The 19,723-nt window shown below is 57.6% G+C and carries 16 protein-coding genes and 5 tRNA genes; 16 read left to right on the top strand and 5 right to left on the bottom strand.

Annotation, left to right across the window (positions count from 1 at the left end; all coding sequences use genetic code 11):
* The first annotated feature begins 26 nt into the window (after positions 1 to 26).
* The 7 genes from AC3IYG_RS15345 (at position 27) to AC3IYG_RS15315 (ending at position 7,609) form a co-directional block, all read left to right on the top strand.
* On the top strand, positions 27 to 1,085 hold the full coding sequence (locus AC3IYG_RS15345; RefSeq protein WP_489309787.1) for a class I SAM-dependent methyltransferase: 1,059 nt from the start codon (positions 27 to 29) through the stop codon (positions 1,083 to 1,085).
* A gap of 316 nt (positions 1,086 to 1,401) precedes the next feature.
* On the top strand, positions 1,402 to 2,253 hold the full coding sequence (locus AC3IYG_RS15340) for a glycosyltransferase family 2 protein (protein ID WP_489309785.1): 852 nt from the start codon (positions 1,402 to 1,404) through the stop codon (positions 2,251 to 2,253).
* Between the two features lie 112 nt (positions 2,254 to 2,365).
* Entirely contained in the window at positions 2,366 to 3,184 is an 819-nt protein-coding gene (locus tag AC3IYG_RS15335; protein ID WP_489309783.1) for a glycosyltransferase family protein, read from the top strand.
* Positions 3,177 to 4,133 carry a UDP-glucose 4-epimerase family protein gene (locus AC3IYG_RS15330; RefSeq protein ID WP_489309781.1) on the top strand — a complete coding sequence of 319 codons (957 nt, stop codon included), beginning with the start codon at positions 3,177 to 3,179 and terminating at the stop codon, positions 4,131 to 4,133. Before AC3IYG_RS15335 ends, AC3IYG_RS15330 begins: the two co-directional genes overlap by 8 nt.
* A complete protein-coding gene (locus AC3IYG_RS15325; RefSeq protein ID WP_489309780.1) occupies positions 4,130 to 5,149 on the top strand; it encodes an MraY family glycosyltransferase in 1,020 nt (339 codons plus the stop codon). Before AC3IYG_RS15330 ends, AC3IYG_RS15325 begins: the two co-directional genes overlap by 4 nt.
* Positions 5,150 to 5,186: 37 nt before the next feature.
* Positions 5,187 to 7,199 carry a polysaccharide biosynthesis protein gene (locus tag AC3IYG_RS15320; protein ID WP_489309778.1) on the top strand — a complete coding sequence of 671 codons (2,013 nt, stop codon included), beginning with the start codon at positions 5,187 to 5,189 and terminating at the stop codon, positions 7,197 to 7,199.
* Between the two features lie 80 nt (positions 7,200 to 7,279).
* On the top strand, positions 7,280 to 7,609 hold the full coding sequence (locus AC3IYG_RS15315; RefSeq protein ID WP_489309777.1) for a ComEA family DNA-binding protein: 330 nt from the start codon (positions 7,280 to 7,282) through the stop codon (positions 7,607 to 7,609).
* Between the two features lie 109 nt (positions 7,610 to 7,718).
* On the opposite strand, the gene AC3IYG_RS15310 is transcribed toward AC3IYG_RS15315, so the two are convergent.
* Positions 7,719 to 7,794 (bottom strand) — tRNA-Asn (locus AC3IYG_RS15310).
* 66 nt (positions 7,795 to 7,860) lie between these two features.
* Complete coding sequence (locus AC3IYG_RS15305; RefSeq protein WP_489309775.1) at positions 7,861 to 9,057, bottom strand: amino acid aminotransferase; 1,197 nt, start codon at positions 9,055 to 9,057, stop codon at positions 7,861 to 7,863.
* 186 nt (positions 9,058 to 9,243) lie between these two features.
* Here AC3IYG_RS15305 and uvrB point away from each other — a divergent pair, with 186 nt between their 5' ends.
* A complete protein-coding gene (uvrB, locus tag AC3IYG_RS15300) occupies positions 9,244 to 11,259 on the top strand; it encodes an excinuclease ABC subunit UvrB (protein WP_489309773.1) in 2,016 nt (671 codons plus the stop codon).
* Positions 11,260 to 11,396: 137 nt separating this feature from the next.
* On the opposite strand, the gene AC3IYG_RS15295 is transcribed toward uvrB, so the two are convergent.
* From AC3IYG_RS15295 to AC3IYG_RS15285, 3 genes are read right to left on the bottom strand one after another with little or no spacing between them, the layout of a single operon-like run.
* Positions 11,397 to 12,296, bottom strand: a complete 900-nt coding sequence (locus AC3IYG_RS15295; protein WP_489309771.1) for an EamA family transporter — start codon at positions 12,294 to 12,296, stop codon at positions 11,397 to 11,399.
* Positions 12,297 to 12,339: 43 nt separating this feature from the next.
* Positions 12,340 to 13,890, bottom strand: coding sequence for an MDR family MFS transporter (locus AC3IYG_RS15290; RefSeq protein ID WP_489309769.1), 1,551 nt, complete (start codon positions 13,888 to 13,890; stop codon positions 12,340 to 12,342).
* Positions 13,880 to 14,926, bottom strand: a complete 1,047-nt coding sequence (locus tag AC3IYG_RS15285; protein ID WP_489309768.1) for an HlyD family secretion protein — start codon at positions 14,924 to 14,926, stop codon at positions 13,880 to 13,882. The genes AC3IYG_RS15290 and AC3IYG_RS15285 overlap by 11 nt, the downstream gene beginning before the upstream one ends.
* Before the next feature lie 104 nt (positions 14,927 to 15,030).
* On the opposite strand from AC3IYG_RS15285, the gene AC3IYG_RS15280 reads away from it, so the two are divergent.
* The 8 genes from AC3IYG_RS15280 (at position 15,031) to pgl (ending at position 19,710) form a co-directional block, all read left to right on the top strand.
* A complete protein-coding gene (locus AC3IYG_RS15280; RefSeq protein WP_489309766.1) occupies positions 15,031 to 15,951 on the top strand; it encodes a LysR family transcriptional regulator in 921 nt (306 codons plus the stop codon).
* 78 nt (positions 15,952 to 16,029) lie between these two features.
* A complete protein-coding gene (gene gltX, locus AC3IYG_RS15275) occupies positions 16,030 to 17,511 on the top strand; it encodes a glutamate--tRNA ligase (RefSeq protein ID WP_489309764.1) in 1,482 nt (493 codons plus the stop codon).
* 145 nt (positions 17,512 to 17,656) lie between these two features.
* Positions 17,657 to 17,732: transfer RNA gene (locus tag AC3IYG_RS15270), tRNA-Ala, on the top strand.
* Positions 17,733 to 17,802: 70 nt separating this feature from the next.
* A tRNA-Glu gene (locus tag AC3IYG_RS15265) sits at positions 17,803 to 17,878 on the top strand.
* Positions 17,879 to 17,929: 51 nt separating this feature from the next.
* A tRNA-Ala gene (locus tag AC3IYG_RS15260) sits at positions 17,930 to 18,005 on the top strand.
* Positions 18,006 to 18,092: 87 nt separating this feature from the next.
* A tRNA-Glu gene (locus AC3IYG_RS15255) sits at positions 18,093 to 18,168 on the top strand.
* A gap of 180 nt (positions 18,169 to 18,348) precedes the next feature.
* On the top strand, positions 18,349 to 18,888 hold the full coding sequence (locus AC3IYG_RS15250) for a TetR/AcrR family transcriptional regulator (RefSeq protein ID WP_489309762.1): 540 nt from the start codon (positions 18,349 to 18,351) through the stop codon (positions 18,886 to 18,888).
* Between the two features lie 138 nt (positions 18,889 to 19,026).
* Positions 19,027 to 19,710 (top strand): 6-phosphogluconolactonase, encoded by a 684-nt coding sequence (gene pgl / locus AC3IYG_RS15245; RefSeq protein ID WP_489309760.1) that lies wholly within the window; start codon positions 19,027 to 19,029, stop codon positions 19,708 to 19,710.
* The last annotated feature ends 13 nt before the right edge of the window (positions 19,711 to 19,723 follow it).

Genomic DNA, 19,723 nt, shown 5'->3' with positions numbered 1-19,723 from the left:
GATTATAGCGATAGGCTGAGGTTTTTATGAGTGTCAGTGTTCTTGGTGAGTGGCCTGAAGAAGGTCTCGAATACTTAGGAAAGTGTCCGGTCTGTGGTGGGGTGCATAGAGAAGTTTTGCATAAAGAACTTTCTGATCGAATTTTTAATTGTGCGCCTGGTCTTTGGACCATGTACAAGTGTCTTTCTTGTGAGTCTGGCTATCTTGATCCGCGGCCAAATGAAGCAACGATTTCTCAGGCATATACGAGTTATTTTACGCATTCATCCTCATCCGGCGCCCAAGTAAAACCTGAGGGGATTAGCGCTTATCTTCGGCGTAGTTTAGTAAACGGATACCGAAATAAGAGGTTCGGAACGAGGCTTTCGCCTTCAACTGTAATTGGCTGGCCTTTAGTCAGCTTGATGCCAGCCGTAAAAAGACACTTTGAAATGGCCTATCGTCATCTACCGAAGCTCAAAACTGGCGGAAGGTTGCTGGATGTCGGGTGTGGTAATGGCGACTTTCTGTTTCTTGCTCGTGAGGCCGGTTGGCAGGTAGTTGGGGTTGACTTTGATCCAGTAGCGGTTGAGGTTGCACGCTCCCATGGTGCCGATGTCCGGTTGGGGGGGCTGGAAACGATAGATATCAAGACTGAAAAATTTGATTTAATAACGCTTAGTCATGTGATTGAACATGTCCATAACCCTGCTGAGATGCTGGAGCAATGCTTTAATCTTCTAGTCGAGGGGGGGCGGGTATGGGTGGATACACCCAATATAGCTGCCCAAGGTCATCATCTTTATAAAGAAAATTGGAGAGGGTTGGAACCGCCCAGGCATCTTGCAGTCTTTAGTCGAAAGGCGCTATCTGATTTGTTCGGGAAAGTAGGGTTTGTAAAGGTTGAAGATGTTCCTTATAGAGCTTTGTGTGAGCCTATTTTTTTGGAGAGTGAGAGGGTTGCTCGGGGAATGACAGGCTTGGACGGCGATATACAGATTCCTCGCTCTATGCTTGATATTGCAGAGCAGAAGGCAAAGGCAACGCCGGGGATCAGGGAATTTATAACTTTCAGAGCTGTGCGCCCATCAAAAACAGGTGCTTAAATTTTCTATTTTCGGTGATATGCTTTGCTCATGTTGTTTTAGTCATGGATGAGGAAAATGTTCTTCCCTGATATTTAAAGTATCCGGTGTATGTAAAAGGGGTGCTCATGATTGATATTGTGTGGTGCTACGGTGTTGTATGAATGCTTTCAGTGTGCTGCCTTTGCCTTTGCAGGTTTTTTGCGTAGGGCGCCCTTGTGCGGCAGCGATGCCAGTAAAGGTTGTTTTTTGAGCTCTGTAAATTGTCTTTCAGTCGATGGTGCTGTTAGATATTCTGATGTTCGGGTGCGGTGGTTATTTGTTTTGGAATCTCGTTATGGTTGAGATAGATATTCTGCTTGCTACATTTAATGGTGAGAAATATATTTCCGAGCAGTTAGATTCTTTGTTGGCGCAAACCAGCAAGAGTTGGCGGGTTGTAGTTCATGATGATGGATCGACAGATGAAACTGTTCAGATTTTAAAAAAGTACCAGTCAGATTATCCGGAAAGAATAAAAATCATTGATGATGGAGTTAAATTTGGTAACGCCAAGGATAACTTCCATCATTTGATGGGCTTTTCAGATGCGCCCTACGTGATGTTTTGTGATCAGGATGATGTGTGGGTTGAGAATAAAATAGAGCTTACTCTTTTGAGGATGAGGAACGAAGAAGGGAAGTTCCCAGGGGTTCCGGTTCTTGTGCATACTGATTTGATGGTGGTCGATCAGGCGCTTGAGGTAATAAGTTATTCAATGTTTGATTATCAAGGCCTGTCGCGAGAGAGTGGAAATCTACTTGCTCTGATGGCTCGGAATAATATTACAGGTTGTACTGTTATGATTAATAGAGCCGCCTTGCTGGTTTCTATTCCTATGGCGGGCTCGGCTATTATGCATGACTGGTGGGTGGGTTGTAAGGTTCTACAGTCGGGGGGGGTTGTTTCATTTGTTCCTGACCCCCTGATTCAGTATCGTCAACATTCATCGAATGCTATTGGTGCAAAGTCTAAAGATTCTTTTTCATTTGTAGAAAGGGTTTTTAATTTGAATATTACTATTAAAGCTTGTTGGCAAATTGTCCGGCAGGCTAAAGCTGTTGATGCTGATGTTAGTTATGCTTCTGTTTTTGTAGCGATTGTCCGTCGCTCTAGAATATTGGCTAAACTTTTGAGCGTGGGGCGGTAAGCATTTTAGCGCTCTAAGTGTTAGGTGGGTTTTTTAATCATGAGTGGTTGTTTTGGCTCTGGCACTTGCAGTTATTTAATGCGTGATCGATTTTTGGATGCATTAGTATTTTATGTCATATTCTAAGCCTTGTACGCCAAGAGTATTTTTCTCGATTGTTTCTCACGGGCATGTCGATATGCTGTTGGCTGCGCGTTGGCTCAGTGAGGTTTCGGTCTCGCCATACCTTCAGATTATTATTGTCGATAATCTGGGAGAGCCACGGCTCGCGGAGTTTTGCTGTGTGCGTGGATTTATTTATATTTTTCAGGCTGGCGATGCGCGCGGTTTTGGAGAAAATAATAACCTGGCATATTCGTATGTCGAAAAACATTTTTCGCCAACGGATTCCGACTTCTTTATTTGTTGTAATCCGGATATCGATTTATCAACTGCTGGGCTTCAAAATCTCTTTGAATCCTTGAGTTCCTGCCCTGTTGGTGTTTATTCGGTCAGCCTTTATTCTGATAAGGAGTTGAGTGTTCCGGCTCCTTCAGTTAGGCGCTTTATGCATATTTCCGATTATTTTTCACCCGCATTTTACAAACCGAATCCACGGGTTTCGACTCCAGAGCCGCGTGAGTCATTTCATGATTGGGCTTCCGGTGCTTTTTTGATATTTTCGGTTGGTATTTTCAGAGGCGTAGGTGGTTTCGATAGTCGCTTTTTCATGTATTTTGAAGATTGCGATATCTGCTTGCGGATTTGGCGTAAGTTTAACTATCGAGTCAAGTTGCTGCCGAGTGTTAAGGCGTTTCATCTTGGTGGCTATCAAAACAGAAATGTGTTTTCCCGGCATTTCTATTGGTATCTCACTAGCATGCTTAGGTATTTTTCAAGGCTGTACTTTGCTGGCGTGACGCCACCTCGAAAGCGAGAGAGCAATGTCTGATCTTTGTTTGGTTACAGGCGCTAATGGCTTTATCGGCTCGGCGTTGGTCGAGAACCTTTCGGGTGGCGGATGGCGTGTGCGCAAAGCGGTGCGCTCTGCTCGTGCAGTTTCGCAGGCAGAGGTGGCTGTTGGAAATATTGATGGAGCAACGGACTGGTCTGTTGCCCTGCATGGTGTATCGGTGGTCGTGCATACCGCAGCACGTGTTCATGTGATGAATGAATCGTCTGCTGATCCTTATGCGGAGTTTTTGCGCATCAACAGGGATGCAACACTCAATTTGGCGCGCCAGTGCGTTGCCGCGGGAGTCAAGAGGTTCATTTTCCTCAGTTCGATCAAGGTGAATGGCGAGTTCACCAAGCCCGGGCAGCCCTTCACCGCCGAGGATGATTGTCGTCCTTTGGATGCCTATGGGCGATCTAAGCTTGAGGCGGAGCGCGCTTTGCTGAACTTGACGAAAGAATCGGGCCTTGAGGTTGTGATCATAAGGCCGCCTTTGGTATATGGGCCTGGGGTCAAAGCTAACTTCCTGAGTATGATTCGCTGGATTTACAGGGGGATTCCTTTGCCATTCGGCGCTATTCACAACAGTAGAAGTCTTGTTGCTCTTGGCAATCTGGTTGATCTGATTGCCCTCTGCCTTGAGCATCCGGCTGCGGCCAATCAGGTTTTTCTTGTGAGTGACGGTGAGAGTATTTCGACCAGCGATCTATTGCGGCGGATATCCAAGGCGTTAGGCGTAAAGTCCAGACTGCTTCCAGTTCCCGGTGTTCTTCTCGACTTGGCCTTTGTGGTCATCGGTAGAAAGGATCTCGGCGCTCGCTTGTGCGGATCCTTGCAGGTGGACATCAGCAAGACTCGTACCTTGCTGGGTTGGACGCCGCCCCTGAGCATCGACGCCGCTCTGGCAGAGACAGCAGAATATTTTATGGGGCGGTTGGACGGATGAGTGCTTGGTTGTTTTTCTTCTCGGTTTTTATTGTGTCGGTGGGTCTGACATTTGTTCTGCGTCAGTATGCACTGGCCCACAGCATCATTGATCTCCCTGGTGCGCGAAGTTCGCATTCTGTGCCGACCCCGCGTGGTGGTGGGGTTGCGATTGTCATTTCGTTTCTGCTTGGGCTCGTCTTTCTATTTGCTACCGGTCATGTTGAGTCGATCAGCTTCTTTTTCTCCTTGATGGGTGCTGGAGCAGCTATAGCGCTTCTTGGTTTTTTGGATGATCACGGACATATCGCTGCGCGCTGGCGATTACTGGGGCACTTTCTCGCTGCGGCCTGGGTGCTTTTCTGGCTTGATGGGCTGCCGCCTTTGGCGATGTTTGGCGTAACCGTCGATTTAGGCTGGGTCGGGAATTTGGGTGCGGCGGTTTATCTTGTGTGGCTGCTGAATCTCTATAATTTCATGGATGGCATCGATGGTATTGCCAGTGTTGAGGCTATAAGCGTTTGCGTGGGTGGCGCGCTGCTGATGAGTTTTGCTGGCGATCCTGAGGGCGCTTTGGTTCTTGTGCTTCTGGCTATAACGGTCGTTGGGTTTTTGTTGTGGAATTTCCCGCCTGCCAAGATTTTCATGGGGGATGCGGGCAGTGGTTTTTTAGGCATCGTTCTGGGGGTTTTTTCCTTGCAGGCGGCGTGGGAAAACCCACAGTTTTTCTGGAGCTGGTTGATTTTGTTGGGCGTGTTCATTGTCGATGCCACATTCACCTTGCTCAGGCGTCTGCTGCGTGGCGAGAAGGTATACGAGGCGCATCGCAGCCATGCCTATCAATTCGCCGCGAGACAGTTCGGGCGTCATTTGCCAGTGACTTGCGCCGTTGCGTTGATCAACCTCTTCTGGCTGTTACCCTTGGCGTTGCTGGTTGGTTTTGCCGGTCTGGATGGCATGCTCGGCCTGTTGCTCGCCTATCTCCCACTCGTGCTCTTGGCTGCCAGGTTTCGTGCCGGGGCAGTGGAAATCCGATGAAAACGCTGAGCGGGCGATAAGTTGATGGGAGTTTTCCTTGGGTACTGAATCTATCGGCTTGCGTGAAAGTCTTCTGGGTCTTTCCCGGAAGAAAAAGCGTTTGCTGCAAGTTGTTGTCGATATTCTGCTGATCTGGATTTCGCTCTGGCTTGCTTTCGCCATCCGCTTGGGTAGCGATCAACTGGTCAGCCCGCTGGGTGAGTACCTCTGGCTGTTCCTCGCTGCGCCTCTCACCGCTATTCCGTTGTTTGTCCGCTTTGGTCTTTATCGCGCTGTTTTGCGGTATTTCGGTAGCAATTCCCTTCTGACCATCTTCAATGCCGTCAGTCTTTCCGCTTTGCTTTTTGCCGTTATCATTTATCTGGTGCGCCCGGATGAGTTGATGCCGCGTTCTGTGGTGATTATCTATTGGTGGCTTGTCCTGACGCTGGTCGCGGGCTTGCGCTTGTTGATGCGCCAGTACTTTAGCGGCGGTCTGTTCACTCAATCGATGTCCTTTCTTGCGGTTGATGACTCCCTGCCAAGGGTCGCTATCTATGGCGCTGGGGCTGCAGGCAACCAACTGGCTGGTGCTTTGCACATGGGCAAGGGTATGCGTCCGGTGGCCTTTATCGATGACGATGATGGCATTGCAGGTAGAACCATCGCAGGGCTAAAGGTTTATAAACCCGGACATATTGCCAATTTGATCGAGCAGACAGGAGCGCAGGAGGTGCTTCTTGCCATCCCGTCGGCCTCTCGTGCGCGCCGTAGAGAAATACTTTCTTCGCTTGAAGGTCACCCAGTACATGTTCGTACTGTCCCGAGCTTCATGGACCTGGCCAGCGGTCGGGTCAGTGTCAGTGATCTGCAGGAAGTGGATATCGCCGACCTGCTAGGGCGGGATTCGGTGCCGCCGCGCCAGGATCTGTTCGAGCGTTGCATTCGTGCTCAGGTGGTTATGGTTACTGGGGCCGGAGGGTCTATCGGTTCTGAGCTATGCCGGCAGATTATGTCCTGCGGGCCGGCTGTCTTGGTCTTGTTCGAGCACAGTGAGTACAACCTTTACAGCATTCAAGCCGAGTTGGAGCAGCACATCCAGTGCGAGTCGTTGCCGCTCAAACTGGTCCCCATCCTGGGCTCGATTCGCAATCCTGAGCGCTTGCTGGACGTCATGCATACCTGGGGTGTCAACACTGTCTATCACGCGGCGGCTTACAAGCATGTACCGATCGTCGAGCACAACGTTGCCGAAGGGGTGTTGAACAATGTGCTGGGCACCTTGCAGACTGCCCAGGCGGCGGTGCAGGCGGGTGTCGAGCATTTCGTGCTGATCTCCACGGATAAGGCGGTGCGGCCAACCAATGTCATGGGCAGTACCAAGCGGCTGGCTGAAATGACCTTGCAGGCGCTCAGTCGTGAGCCGGCGCCAGTGTTGCTGGGGGAGAGGTTCACTGCGCAGCAGGCGAATAAAACCCGTTTCACCATGGTGCGTTTCGGCAACGTACTGGGCTCGTCCGGTTCGGTGATTCCGCTATTTCGTGAGCAGATCAAGCGGGGTGGGCCGGTCACGGTCACGCACCCGAATATCACTCGGTATTTCATGACCATCCCCGAGGCCGCCCAGTTAGTGATCCAGGCCGGTTCCATGGGGCGGGGCGGGGATGTGTTCGTGCTGGACATGGGGCAGCCGGTGAAGATTGCCGAACTGGCCGAGAAGATGGTCCACCTGTCTGGCTTGGCGGTGCGCAGTGAACAAAACCCCAATGGTGATATCACCATTGAGTTCACCGGGCTGCGGCCTGGCGAGAAGCTCTACGAGGAGTTGTTGATCGGCGATAATGTCAGCCCGACCGAGCATCCGATGATCATGCGCGCAAGTGAGGAGCACCTGCCCTGGGAGGCGTTCAAACGGGCGCTCACGGCGCTGCTCGCGGCGGTCGAGCAAGACGACTACCTGCGTGTGCGCGAGTTGTTGCTGGAAACGGTCAGTGGCTATATGCCGGAGTGCGAGATAGTCGACTTGATTCATCAGCAGCGCCAGCTACGGCCTTTTCCAGACGGGATTTGACAAGTGTTAGGCAGGAGCTAGTTTGATAATCGCGGGGCATGGAAGTACCGCATCAATGTCTACACACATGGAGCTTCATTATGTCTAAAGGAAATGTTTACTCCCTCTTGTTTGCTGTACTCGCCAGTCTCTCCATTAGCGCTTTTGCCGCCGAGCCTCCCAAGGTGGAGGCGAGCAAGCCGAAGCCGGCTGTCACTCAGGCGGCCGAAGTGGATAAGGTCGATCTCAATACGGCTGATGCTGACACGCTGCAGCGTCAGTTGATCGGCATTGGAGAGGTCAAGGCCAAAGCCATCGTCGCGCACCGCGAAACCAATGGTCCATTCACTTCGGTCGATGAGTTGCTGGAGGTGAAAGGGATTGGTGCGGCAACGTTGGAGAAGAATCGCGACAAGTTGAGCCTCAAGTAAGAGGCGAGGTGCATTGACGCGATGTGACGCAACCCGGGCCGATCGATGATCGGCCTTCTTGTTTTCTGGTACGCATAAAAAAACCCAGCCATTGGCTGGGTTTTGAATTTGGCTCCACGACCTGGACTCGAACCAGGGACCCAGTGATTAACAGTCACTTGCTCTACCAACTGAGCTATCGCGGAACAACGATGCGTATCCTACTGATTAAAAAGGGGAAGTCAAGCTTTCGCACGCTTCCCCTCAGGCTTTCAGATAACCTTGGCAATGGCGCTGGTGACGGCCTGCAGGTTGCCGTTGTTCAGCGCGGCAACGCAAATGCGACCGGTGCTGACGGCGTAGATGCCGAACTCGTTCTTCAGGCGCTCGACTTGCTCGGCGGTCAGGCCGGAGTAGGAGAACATGCCACGCTGGCGGGCGACGAAGCTGAAGTCGCGTTTAGTGCCCTGGGCGGCCAGTTGCTCGACCATGGCCACCCGCATGGTGCGAATGCGCGTGCGCATTTCACCCAGCTCATCTTCCCAGAGGCTGCGCAGTTCCGGGCTGTTGAGGATGGCGGCAACGACTGTGGCGCCATGGGTCGGCGGGTTGGAGTAGTTGGTGCGGATCACCCGTTTGACTTGGGAAAGCACCTTGGCTGCCTGTTCTTTCGACTCGGTGACGATCGACAGTGCGCCAACCCGCTCGCCATACAGCGAGAACGACTTGGAGAAGGAGCTGGAGACGAAGAAGGTCAGCCCTGACTGGGCAAACAGGCGCACGGCGGCGGCGTCTTCTTCGATGCCATCGCCAAAGCCCTGGTAGGCGATGTCGAGGAACGGCACATGCTCCCGCTCCTTCAGTACTTCGAGAATGTTGTGCCAGTCTTCTGGTGTCAGGTCGACGCCGGTCGGGTTGTGGCAGCAGGCGTGCAGCACCACGATCGAGCGGGGCGGCAGGGCCTTGAGGTCTTCCAGCAGGCCGGCACGGTTGACGCCGTGGCTGCCGGCGTCGTAGTAGCGATAGTTCTGCACCGGGAAGCCGGCGGATTCGAACAGCGCGCGGTGGTTTTCCCAGCTCGGGTCGCTGATGGTGACTACTGCGTTAGGCAGCAGGCGTTTGAGGAAGTCGGCGCCGATTTTCAGTGCGCCGGTACCGCCGAGGGCCTGGGTGGTGACCACACGGCCTTCGGCCAGCAGGCTGGAATCGGCACCGAAGATCAGTTTCTGCACCGCCTGGTCGTAGGCGGCAATGCCTTCGATCGGCAGGTAGCCGCGCGGTGCATGGGCCGCGATGCGAGCTTGTTCGGCTTCGGCCACTGCGCGCAGCAGCGGAATTCGGCCCTCTTCGTTGCAGTAAACGCCTACGCCCAGGTTGACCTTGGTCGTGCGGGTGTCGGCGTTGAACGCTTCATTCAGGCCAAGGATGGGGTCGCGCGGAGCCATTTCTACGGCAGAGAACAAACTCATGATGCGGCAGCTCGAAGAGGAGGATGGGAGGCCAGGCAACACCCCGCGACGACTGATGCTAGGGGGTTGCGTAAGTCGGCCGCTATTATAGCGGCCAAGGTTGTGTGCGGCGATATCGCATGCACGCTTTTCGCCAGGTTTGACGCAGGCTCTGCGGCTGCGTCACAGCCGTTTGTCGAGGTAGTTATGTCGCTGTTTCAACTCGTGACCCGTTTTCAGCCGGCCGGTGATCAGCCTGAGGCGATTCGACAGATGGTGGAGGGCCTGGAGGCTGGGCTTTCGCACCAGACCCTGCTGGGCGTGACCGGCTCCGGCAAGACCTTCAGCATCGCCAATGTGATCGCCCAGGTGCAGCGCCCGACCCTGGTGCTGGCGCCGAATAAAACCCTGGCGGCGCAGCTCTATGGCGAGTTCAAGAGCTTCTTCCCGAACAATTCGGTGGAGTACTTCGTTTCCTATTACGACTACTACCAGCCGGAAGCCTACGTGCCGTCCTCCGATACCTTTATCGAGAAGGACGCCTCGATCAACGACCACATCGAGCAGATGCGCCTCTCGGCGACCAAGGCGCTGCTGGAGCGGCCGGACGCCATCATCGTCACCACGGTGTCGTGCATCTACGGTTTGGGCGACCCCGAGTCGTACCTGAAGATGGTGCTGCACATCGATCGCGGCGACAAAATGGACCAGCGCGCACTGCTGCGGCGCCTGGCCGACCTGCAGTACACCCGCAATGACATGGACTTCGCCCGTGCGACCTTCCGGGTGCGCGGCGATGTGATCGATGTATTCCCGGCCGAATCGGACCTGGAGGCCATTCGCATCGAGCTGTTCGACGACGAGGTGGAAAACATTGCCGCGTTCGATCCGTTGACCGGCGAGGTGCTGCGCAAGTTGCCGCGCTACACCCTTTACCCCAAAAGCCATTACGTAACGCCGCGGGAGAAGCTGCTGGAAGCGGTGGAACATATCAAGGTGGAGCTCAAGGAGCGCCTGGAATACCTGCGCAGCACCAATAAACTGGTGGAGGCGCAGCGTCTGGAGCAGCGCACCCGTTTCGATCTGGAGATGATCCTCGAGCTGGGCTACTGCAACGGCATCGAAAACTACTCCCGCTACCTCTCCGGCCGTGGTTCTGGCGAGGCGCCACCGACCTTGTATGACTACCTGCCGGATAACGCGCTGCTGGTGATCGACGAATCCCACGTCAGCGTGCCGCAAGTTGGCGCCATGTATAAGGGCGACCGTTCGCGCAAGGAAACGCTGGTCGAGTACGGCTTCCGCCTGCCCTCGGCGCTGGACAACCGGCCGATGCGTTTCGATGAGTGGGAGGCGATCAGCCCGCAAACCATCTTCGTTTCCGCGACGCCGGGCAACTATGAGGCCGAGCACGCCGGCCGTGTGATCGAGCAAGTGGTGCGGCCCACGGGCCTGGTCGACCCGCAGATCGAAGTGCGCCCAGCCACCACCCAGGTGGATGACTTGCTTTCGGAGATCAAAAAGCGTGTGGCCATTGAAGAGCGGGTGCTGGTGACCACGTTGACCAAGCGCATGGCCGAGGATTTGACCGACTACCTGGCCGATCACGGTGTGCGCGTGCGCTACCTGCATTCGGACATCGATACCGTCGAGCGCGTGGAGATCATCCGCGACCTGCGCATCGGCGCCTTCGATGTGCTGGTGGGCATCAACCTGCTGCGTGAAGGCCTGGATATGCCCGAGGTGTCGCTGGTCGCGATCCTCGATGCGGACAAAGAAGGCTTCCTCCGTTCCGAGCGTTCGTTGATCCAGACGATTGGCCGCGCCGCCCGTAACCTCAATGGTCGGGCGATTCTCTATGCCGACCGCATCACCGGCTCAATGGAGCGGGCGATGGGCGAGACCGAGCGGCGGCGCAACAAGCAGATCGCCCACAACGAGTTGCACGGGATCACGCCCCGAGGCGTCAAGAAGGATGTTCAGGACATCCTCGAAGGCGCCAACGTTCCCGGCTCGCGCAGCACCAAGCGCAAGGGCATGGCGAAGGCGGCGGAAGAGAGCGCCCGCTACGAAAACGAACTGCGCTCGCCGAGCGAAATCAGCAAGCGCATTCGCCAGCTCGAGGAAAAGATGTACCAACTGGCGCGCGACCTGGAGTTCGAGGCCGCGGCGCAAATGCGCGACGAGATCCAGAAGTTGCGCGAGCGTCTGTTGCAGGTGTGATCCGAGTTTTACCAGGTTCCTGGCCTGAGGGGAGGGCTACACCGTTTTTGTAGGAGCGCTCCATGGCCGCGATAGGCGCTGAGCGGATGTCGAGTGTGTTTCGCGGGCATGGCCCGCTCCTACGGGGTGTTTTTGCGTCAGCGCCGCCCGAAAATGATCAGCATCACCCCGCCAAGCGTTACCAGGCACGCCAGCAGAGTGGTTAGGCTCAGGCTCTCATCCAGCAGCAGATAGCCCAGCACCAGGGCAATCAGCGGATTGACGAAGGCAAAGGTCGACACCAGGCTTGGCCGCACTTCGCGCAACAGCCAGAAATACGCCGGATAGACGCCGAGGCTGACCGGCACCACCAGATACGCCAGCCACAGCCAGCCCTGCTGGCTGAGTTCGGCGAACCGCATGCCCTGCCACTCGCCGCGCCACAGGCCGAACAACGCCAGCAGCACTGCGCCGATCAGCATTTGCAGGCTCATGCCCAGCCAGTTGGAGCGGAACGACGGGCGGCTGCGCAGCCACCAGGCGCCGATGGCCCACAGTAGCGTGGCGATCACCACCAGGCTGCCGGCGAACCACTGTTGTGCGGTTGCGGTACTGCCCAGGCCATTGTTCATCAGCAACACGATGCCGCCCGAGGCCAGCGCAAGGCCGCAGAGCACCCAGAGCGGCGGGCGCTCGCCGAGCAGCCACTCCAGCGCCACGCTCCAGAGTGGCAGGCTGGTGTAGAGCATCGCCAGCAGGCCGGTGGGCAGGTACTGGTTGGCGTAAAGCAAGGCGCCCTGGCCGACCGTGATCAGCAACAGGCCGCCAATCAAGGCTCCGCCCCAGTCGCTGCGCTGCATCCGTGCCTGGCCGCTGAGCAGTACCCAGGCCAAGGCCAGGCTGCCGGCGAAGAAGAAGCGCAAGGTGGCGATCACGAAGGGGGGCAGTTCGCGCAGCAGGAAATGGTTGGCCAGGTACGTGGTACCCCAGCCGATATAGATGGCGGCGAACGCGCCAATCAGCAGTAGCGAGCGGGCGCGGTGTGCGGTTACGGACATGGGGAGCCTGGAATGACGCATGCCGGCATGCGCCGGAATGCGCTTAGTGAGCCGCGCCGCCTTGGACGCCAGCTGGCAGCGAACGGGTCAGCAGCACGGCGAGCATGCTGACGCCCAGCGCGATGCCGACGAAATGGAAGGCGTCATTGTAGGCCATGATCATCGCCTGCTGGTGGGCGATCTCGCTCAGTTTGCCCAGTGCCGCCTGTTCGTTGCCGAGTTTCTCGGTCAGCAAGGTCAGGCGTTCGGCCACCTGCGGGTTGCTCGGCACTATGGCTTCGCGCAGGTAGTCGAAGTAGATCTTGGCGCGGCTGTCCAACAGCGTTGCCAGCAGCGCGATGCCGATGGCGCCACCGAGGTTGCGCAGGATGTTGAACAGGCTCGAGGCCGAGCCGGCATCCTGCGGCAGGATGTAGGCGGTGGCGATCAGTGAGATGGTGACCATGATCAGCGGCTGGCCGAGGGCGCGGATCAGTTGGATCTGGTTGAACTGCGGGCCGGCAAAATCCAGGTTCAGCACGCCCGAGGCAAAGCTGGCGAAGCCGAACAGGCCGAAGCCCAGCGCGCACAGCCATTTAGGCGAAATGATCTTCATCAGCTTGGGCACGAACGGAATCAGGAACAGCTGCGGAATGCCCATCCACATGATCACCTCGCCGATCTGCATGGAGTTGTAGCCCTGGATCTGCGCCAGATAGAGCGGCAGCAGGTAGATCGAGCCATACAGGCCGACGCCCATGCCCAGGCTGGAAATGCTCGAGAGGCCGAAGTTGCGGTTGCTGAGGATGCGCAGGTTGATCAGCGCGTTGGGCTTGGACAGTTGCAGGATTACGAAGGTGACCAGGCTGATCGAGGCAATGCTGCCGAGGCTGAGGATCAGGTTGGACTCCAGCCAATCCTTGCGGTGACCTTCCTCGAGAAACACCTGCAGGCAGCCCAGGCCGACCCCGAGCGTGAGGATGCCGGCGTAGTCGGTGCTTTTCAGCAGCTCCCAGTGCGGTGCCTTCTTTTCCAGGCCATAGAGCAGCCCGGCGATCATCAATAAACCCGGCGGCACGTTGATGTAGAAAATGTATTCCCAGCCGAAGCTTTCCGTCAGCCAGCCGCCAAGCGTGGGGCCGATGGAGGGCGCGAACGTGGCGGTCATGGCGAACAGCGCCATGCCCTTGGCGCGGTGGTGTTCCGGTAGCTTGATCAGCACCAGGGTGAATGCCAGCGGGATCAGCGCGCCGCCGGTAAAGCCCTGCATGGCGCGGAACACGATCATGCTCTCCAGGCTCCAGGCCATCGAGCAGAGCAGGGAGGCGATCAGGAAACCGATGGAGACATACACCGCCAGGCGCCGGGCCGACAGCAACTGCACCAGCCAGGCGGTGAGCGGGATCATGATGATCTCGGCCACCAGGTAGGAGGTGGAAATCCACGAGCCTTCTTCCAGGGTGGCGGAGAGCGCGCCTTGGATGTCCTTGAGCGATGAGTTGGTGATCTGGATATCCAGTACCGCCATGAAGGCGCCGAGCATGGCGCTCATCACCGCGATCCAGTCGCGCCGGCTTGGCTCGCCGGTCGGGCGGATCAGTTCATCAGCTGCCACTGGCGGCGGCCTTGATGTCGACTTTGACGGTGACCGACATGCCGGGGCGGATCTTGCCCTTCAGCGGGTTATCGGCGGCAAAGGTCAGCTTCACCGGAATGCGTTGCACCACCTTGGTGAAGTTGCCGGTGGCATTGTCGGGCGGCAGCAGGCTGAACTGCGCGCCCGAGGCGGCGAACAGGCTTTCGACCTGGCCTTCGATCGGTGTGTCCGGGTAGGCGTCGAACAGCAGTTCAGCCGTTTGCCCGACCTGCATCGGGCCGATCTGGGTTTCCTTGAAGTTGGCCTGGATCCAGATGTCTTCGTCCGGCACCAGCGACATCAGGTAGGCACCCAGTTGCACGTACTGCCCGGTGCGCGCGGCGCGCTGGCCGACCAGGCCGCTGATGGGGGCGCGGATTTCGGTGCGGCTGAGGTTCAGCTCGGCCTGGGCGAGTTCGGCGCGGGCATTGGTGATCTGCGCATCGAGGCGCTTGAGCTCGGCGTTGAGCGAGTTGACCTGCTGGCGTTGCGCTTGCAGGTCGGCCTCAGCCTTGCTCAACAGCGAGTGGGCCACGCGGCTGTCGGCGGCCAGGGTGGTGACGCGCTCCTCGGAGACGTAGCCGGGTTTGCGCAGGGTCTGGGCGCGGGACAGGTCGATCTGGGTGCGCCCAAGGGTCGCCTGGCTGGCCGTGACGTCGGCCTGGCTGGCGGCAATCATGCTGGCTTGCTGGGTCAGCTTGCTTTGTGCCTGGGTCAGTTCGGCTTCGCGGGTTGCCAGGTTGGCGCGTGCGCGTTCGACGGCGAGACGAAAGTCATCGGCTTCCAGAACCGCCAGCAGCTCGCCTTGTTGCACATGCTGATTGTCATGCACCCGAACTTTTTCGATGCGCGCGCTTAGCTGGCTGGAGATGCGCGTGATTTCGCCCTGCACATAGGCGTTGTCGGTGCTTTCGATAAACCGACCGATGAAGATCCAGTGGGCGAAGAAGGCGAGCCCGATCAGGCTGAGTGCGGCAAGAAAGGTATATAGGCGGCGTTGCAGTTGGGCAGGCATGCGTGTGCTCGAAATGCGGGCAAAGTGTAAGCAAATCTAACAGTGTTCCCTCTGGGTAAGTAGTCGATACAATTCATAAACTTTGTTGCTTATGGGGAACAATAATGGGGCTGGATGATGCGCTGATCTTTACCCGGGTGGTGGAGTGCCACAGTTTCACCCAGGCCGCTCTGGGGTTGGGGATGCAGAAGTCCACGGTCAGCCGCCGCATCGCCTTGCTGGAGGAGCGCCTCGGCGTGCGCTTGCTGAACCGCACCACGCGTAAATTGCGCCTGACCGAGGTCGGCCAGGCCTATTACGAGCGTTGCCGGCAGATCATGCTGGATTTCGCCGAGGCCGAGCAGGCGGTCATGCAGCTGCAGCAGGAACCCTCCGGTTTGCTGCGAATCACCGCGCCGATCGAATTCGGCCAACTGTTCCTTGGCCGTGTACTGGGTGCATTCATGCGTCAGTACCCGCAAATTACCGCAGAGGCCGAGATCACCTCGCGGCAGGTCGACCCGGTGGAAGAGGGCGTGGATATCGCCATTTTGCTCGGCCAGCCGCAGGACTCGACGCTGATCGCGCGCAAACTGTTCGCCAGCGGCCGGCGCCTGTGCGCCAGCCCCGCGTACCTGGCGGCCCACGGCGTGCCGGCGACGGTCGAGCAGTTGGTCGGCCACCGCGCGATCCTCTTGCCGCAGGACTCGCCGCGTTACTGGCCGCTGCTGGGCGCAAACATCCCCTGTCAGCGCGTGCTGTCCTGCAACAACATCACCTTTGCCCGTGAAGCGGCATTGGCCGGGGCGGGGATCGCCGGTCTGCCGGTGATGATCAGCGAGGCCATGGTGCAGAGTGGTCAACTGATCGAACTGCTGCCCGACGCGCACCTGCCGATCAGTGAGTTCTATGCGGTCTATCCGTCACGCCGGTTCCAGGCGATGAAGGTGAAAACCTTTCTGGATTTCCTGATCCGCAGTCTGCCGCTGGAAGAAGGCCAGTTGCTGGAGCCCACGGCGGTGCGCCTGTTAACATTGCACCTTTAATAAACGGTACAGCCATGTGCCGCAGAGCCCTTGAGTCAATCGGGGCTCCTCCATCGATCCGTTGATTCGAGACTCTCCATGACCACCGTTCGCACCCGTATCGCGCCGTCACCGACTGGCGATCCGCACGTAGGTACCGCCTACATCGCCCTGTTCAACCTGTGTTTTGCCCGTCAGCACGGTGGCGAATTCATCCTGCGCATCGAAGACACCGACCAGGTGCGCTCGACCCGCGAGTCCGAACAGCAGATCTACGACGCCCTGCGCTGGCTGGGCATCGAATGGAGCGAGGGGCCGGATGTGGGCGGCCCGCACGGCCCGTATCGACAGAGCGAACGCGGCCCGATCTACCAGAAGTACAACGCTGAACTGGTGGAAAAGGGGCATGCCTTCCATTGCTTCTGTACCGCCGAGCGCCTGGACAAGCTGCGCGCAGAGCAGACCGATCGCAAGGAAACCCCGCGCTACGATGGCCTCTGCATGCACCTGTCGAAAGATGAAGTGCAGCAGCGCTTGGCGGCGGGCGAGCCGAATGTGACGCGCATGAAGATGCCGACCGAAGGCGTCTGCGTGGTACCGGACATGCTCCGTGGCGAGGTCGAGATCCCTTGGGACCGCATGGACATGCAGGTGCTGATGAAGACCGACGGTCTGCCGACCTATTTCCTCGCCAACGTGGTGGATGATCATTTGATGGGCATCACCCATGTGCTGCGTGGCGAAGAATGGCTGCCGTCTGCGCCCAAGCTGATCAAGCTCTACGAGTACTTCGGTTGGGAGCAGCCGCAACTCTGCTACATGCCGCTGCTGCGCAACCCGGACAAGAGCAAACTGTCCAAGCGCAAGAACCCGACCTCGATCACCTTCTATGAGCGCATGGGCTTTCTGCCGCAGGCGATGCTCAACTACCTCGGTCGGATGGGCTGGTCGATGCCGGACGAGCGCGAGAAGTTCACCCTCGACGAAATGATCGAGCATTTCGACATCCAGCGGGTGTCCCTCGGCGGGCCGATTTTCGATATGGAAAAGCTCTCCTGGCTGAACGGCCAATGGATGCGTGAGTTGAGCGTTGAGGCGTTTGCAGCGCAAGTGCAGAAGTGGGCACTCAACCCCGAATACCTGATGAAGATCGCCCCGCATGTGCAGGGCCGGGTGGAGACGCTCAGCCAGGTCGTACCGCTGGCCGGGTTCTTCTTCGCCGGTGGGCTGACGCTGGATGCCAAGCTGTTCGAACACAAGAAGCTTTCACCCGATCAGGTGCGACAGGTTCTGCAGTTGATCCTGTGGAAGCTGGAGGCCCTGCGGCACTGGGAAAAGGAATCGATCACCGGCTGCATCCAGGCGGTGGTCGAGCATCTGGAACTGAAGTTGCGCGATGCGATGCCGCTGATGTTCGTGGCGATCAGCGGTCAGGCCAACTCGGTATCGGTGCTGGACGCCATGGAAATTCTCGGCCCCGACCTCACGCGCTTCCGTTTGCGTCAGGCCATCGAGCTGCTGGGCGGGGTGTCGAAGAAAGAAACCAAGGAGTGGGAAAAGCTGCTGGCGGCCATCGCCTGAGCTATTGTTAAGCCAGTCGTAACCGCAGCGCGTGCTGGCGGGGCAGGGTAAGTAGTTGTTCTGCCAGCATAAAGAAACGTGAGGCGAGGAAAATTCTGTTGACAGGTCACAGGGGCGCACTTAACATGCGCCCCGTCCTTGAGATGGGGCTATAGCTCAGCTGGGAGAGCGCTTGCATGGCATGCAAGAGGTCGACGGTTCGATCCCGTCTAGCTCCACCAATCTCTTTAAAGCCGAAAGGCTTGCCACGACCGGTTCCTAGAACGGGTCGAGTTGTTAGAAGGGTTTTGCGTCCCCTTCGTCTAGTGGCCTAGGACACCGCCCTTTCACGGCGGTAACAGGGGTTCGAGTCCCCTAGGGGACGCCAGTATTAAAAAGCAGTTCCGCAAGGTGCTGTGAGCCGAGAGGCGATAAATCTGGGGGTATAGCTCAGCTGGGAGAGCGCTTGCATGGCATGCAAGAGGTCAACGGTTCGATCCCGTTTATCTCCACCAATTTTGCGGTTGTACGTCGAGTTGTATATCGAGGTGTAAAAACTGCCACGGGCCAGCGTAAAGCTGGCCTTGTTTTTCGAAGGTTATGTCCCCTTCGTCTAGTGGCCTAGGACACCGCCCTTTCACGGCGGTAACAGGGGTTCGAGTCCCCTAGGGGACGCCATTTACCCGCTTCGCGGGATTTTAGAGGGTCATTCTTTACGGAATGGCCCTTTTGTTTGTCTGCTGTTTTTCCCCTTCTCCCTGCTGGCTTGTTGCTGGCTTGTCGACCGATGGTGCAGGTTTCGCTTTGCCAAAATTTATTACGTGCATAATATGTTGGGCGTAATGCCTGGAGGCGAACATGAACGATAAAAAGGCGCAAACCCGCGAACGTATCCTCGGTGCTGCCACCAAGGCGTTGTTTTTGCGCGGCCCGGTAGAGCCCGGCGTGGGTGAGGTGATGGGGGCGGCAGGGCTCACCGTTGGTGGTTTTTATGCGCACTTCGAGAGCAAGGATGCACTGATGCTGGAGGCCTTCCGGCAGTTGCTCGGGCGCCGTCGTAGTTTGCTCGGTGACCTCGAGCGGAGCTTGCCGGCAGTCGAGCGGCGGGCATTGCTGGCGGCGTTTTATCTGTCTCGCAAGCATCGTGATGCGCAAGTCGATGGTTGCCCGTTACCCAGTTCGCTGGGTGAGTTGGCACGCCTGCCCGAGGGTTTTCGCAACAGTCTGGTCGAGCATCTGGAGCTGATGACCGCGGAGCTGGCAGGCCGCCCCGAAGAGACGAATAACGTACTGGCCGACCTGGCCTTGATGGTCGGCGGGATGGCTCTGGCGCGGGCATTGGGCCCTTGCGAGCTGTCCGATCGGGTGTTGCGTGCCGCCAAGTCGGCGGTTATTTGAGTGGTACGGCTGCGAGCGTGGTGCTTGTGCTTGGCGCATGAGCGCCCGACGCTTTAACCTCCGATAGGCTGCGAGCCTGCCGAGAATGGCGCATGATGACGGCGTCTATTCCGATCGTTAGCGTGTCCGCCTTCCGTCATGAACCAGTCTGTTTTCTTGCGCTATCCACAGCGCGAAAGCTGCGTCGCGCAATTGGCTGCCGATCTCGGCGCGCAGTTGCAGCAGGCGCTGGCCGAGCAATCGCGCGCCTGCCTGTTGTTGCCGGGCGGCAGCAGCCCGCAGGCGTTGCTGCCCTTGCTGGCGGCGCAGCCACTGGAGTGGTCACGCGTTGACCTGAGCCCGACCGATGAGCGTTGGGTGGCGGCCGAGGACGAGCAAAGCAATTGGCGCTTGCTGAGCGCGGGGCTGCCACAGGCCAATTGCCTCGATCCGCGTCAGGCCGCTGAGCCGCAGCAGGCGGCCGCTGCCTGGGCGGCGCGGTTGCGCGAGTGGTTGCCGTTCGATGCGGTGCTACTGGGCATGGGCGAGGACGCCCACATCGCCTCGCTGTTCCCCGCTATGCCGGGGCTGGCGGCGGCGCTCGATCCTGCGGCGAAGCCGGCCGGCGTGGTCGGCGCGGCCCCAACCGCGCCACATACCCGGCTGTCACTGAATCTGCCGATGCTGCTGCAGGGCAGCTGGATCGGCCTGCTGACCTTCGGTGAGCTCAAGCGCCAGCTGCTCGAAGCCGTGCTGGCCGACGAGCCGGGCAGCCGCCTGCTGCCGTTGTATGCACTGCTCTGGCACAGTCCGTTGCCTGTGAGGATTTATTGGGCGCCCTGAGCCGTTACACTGC

The sequence above is a fragment of the Pseudomonas sp. KH_027 genome (assembly GCF_057838565.1).
The sequence above is the reverse complement of the archived record's forward strand: the minus strand, read 5'-3'. Positions and strand labels throughout refer to the sequence as shown.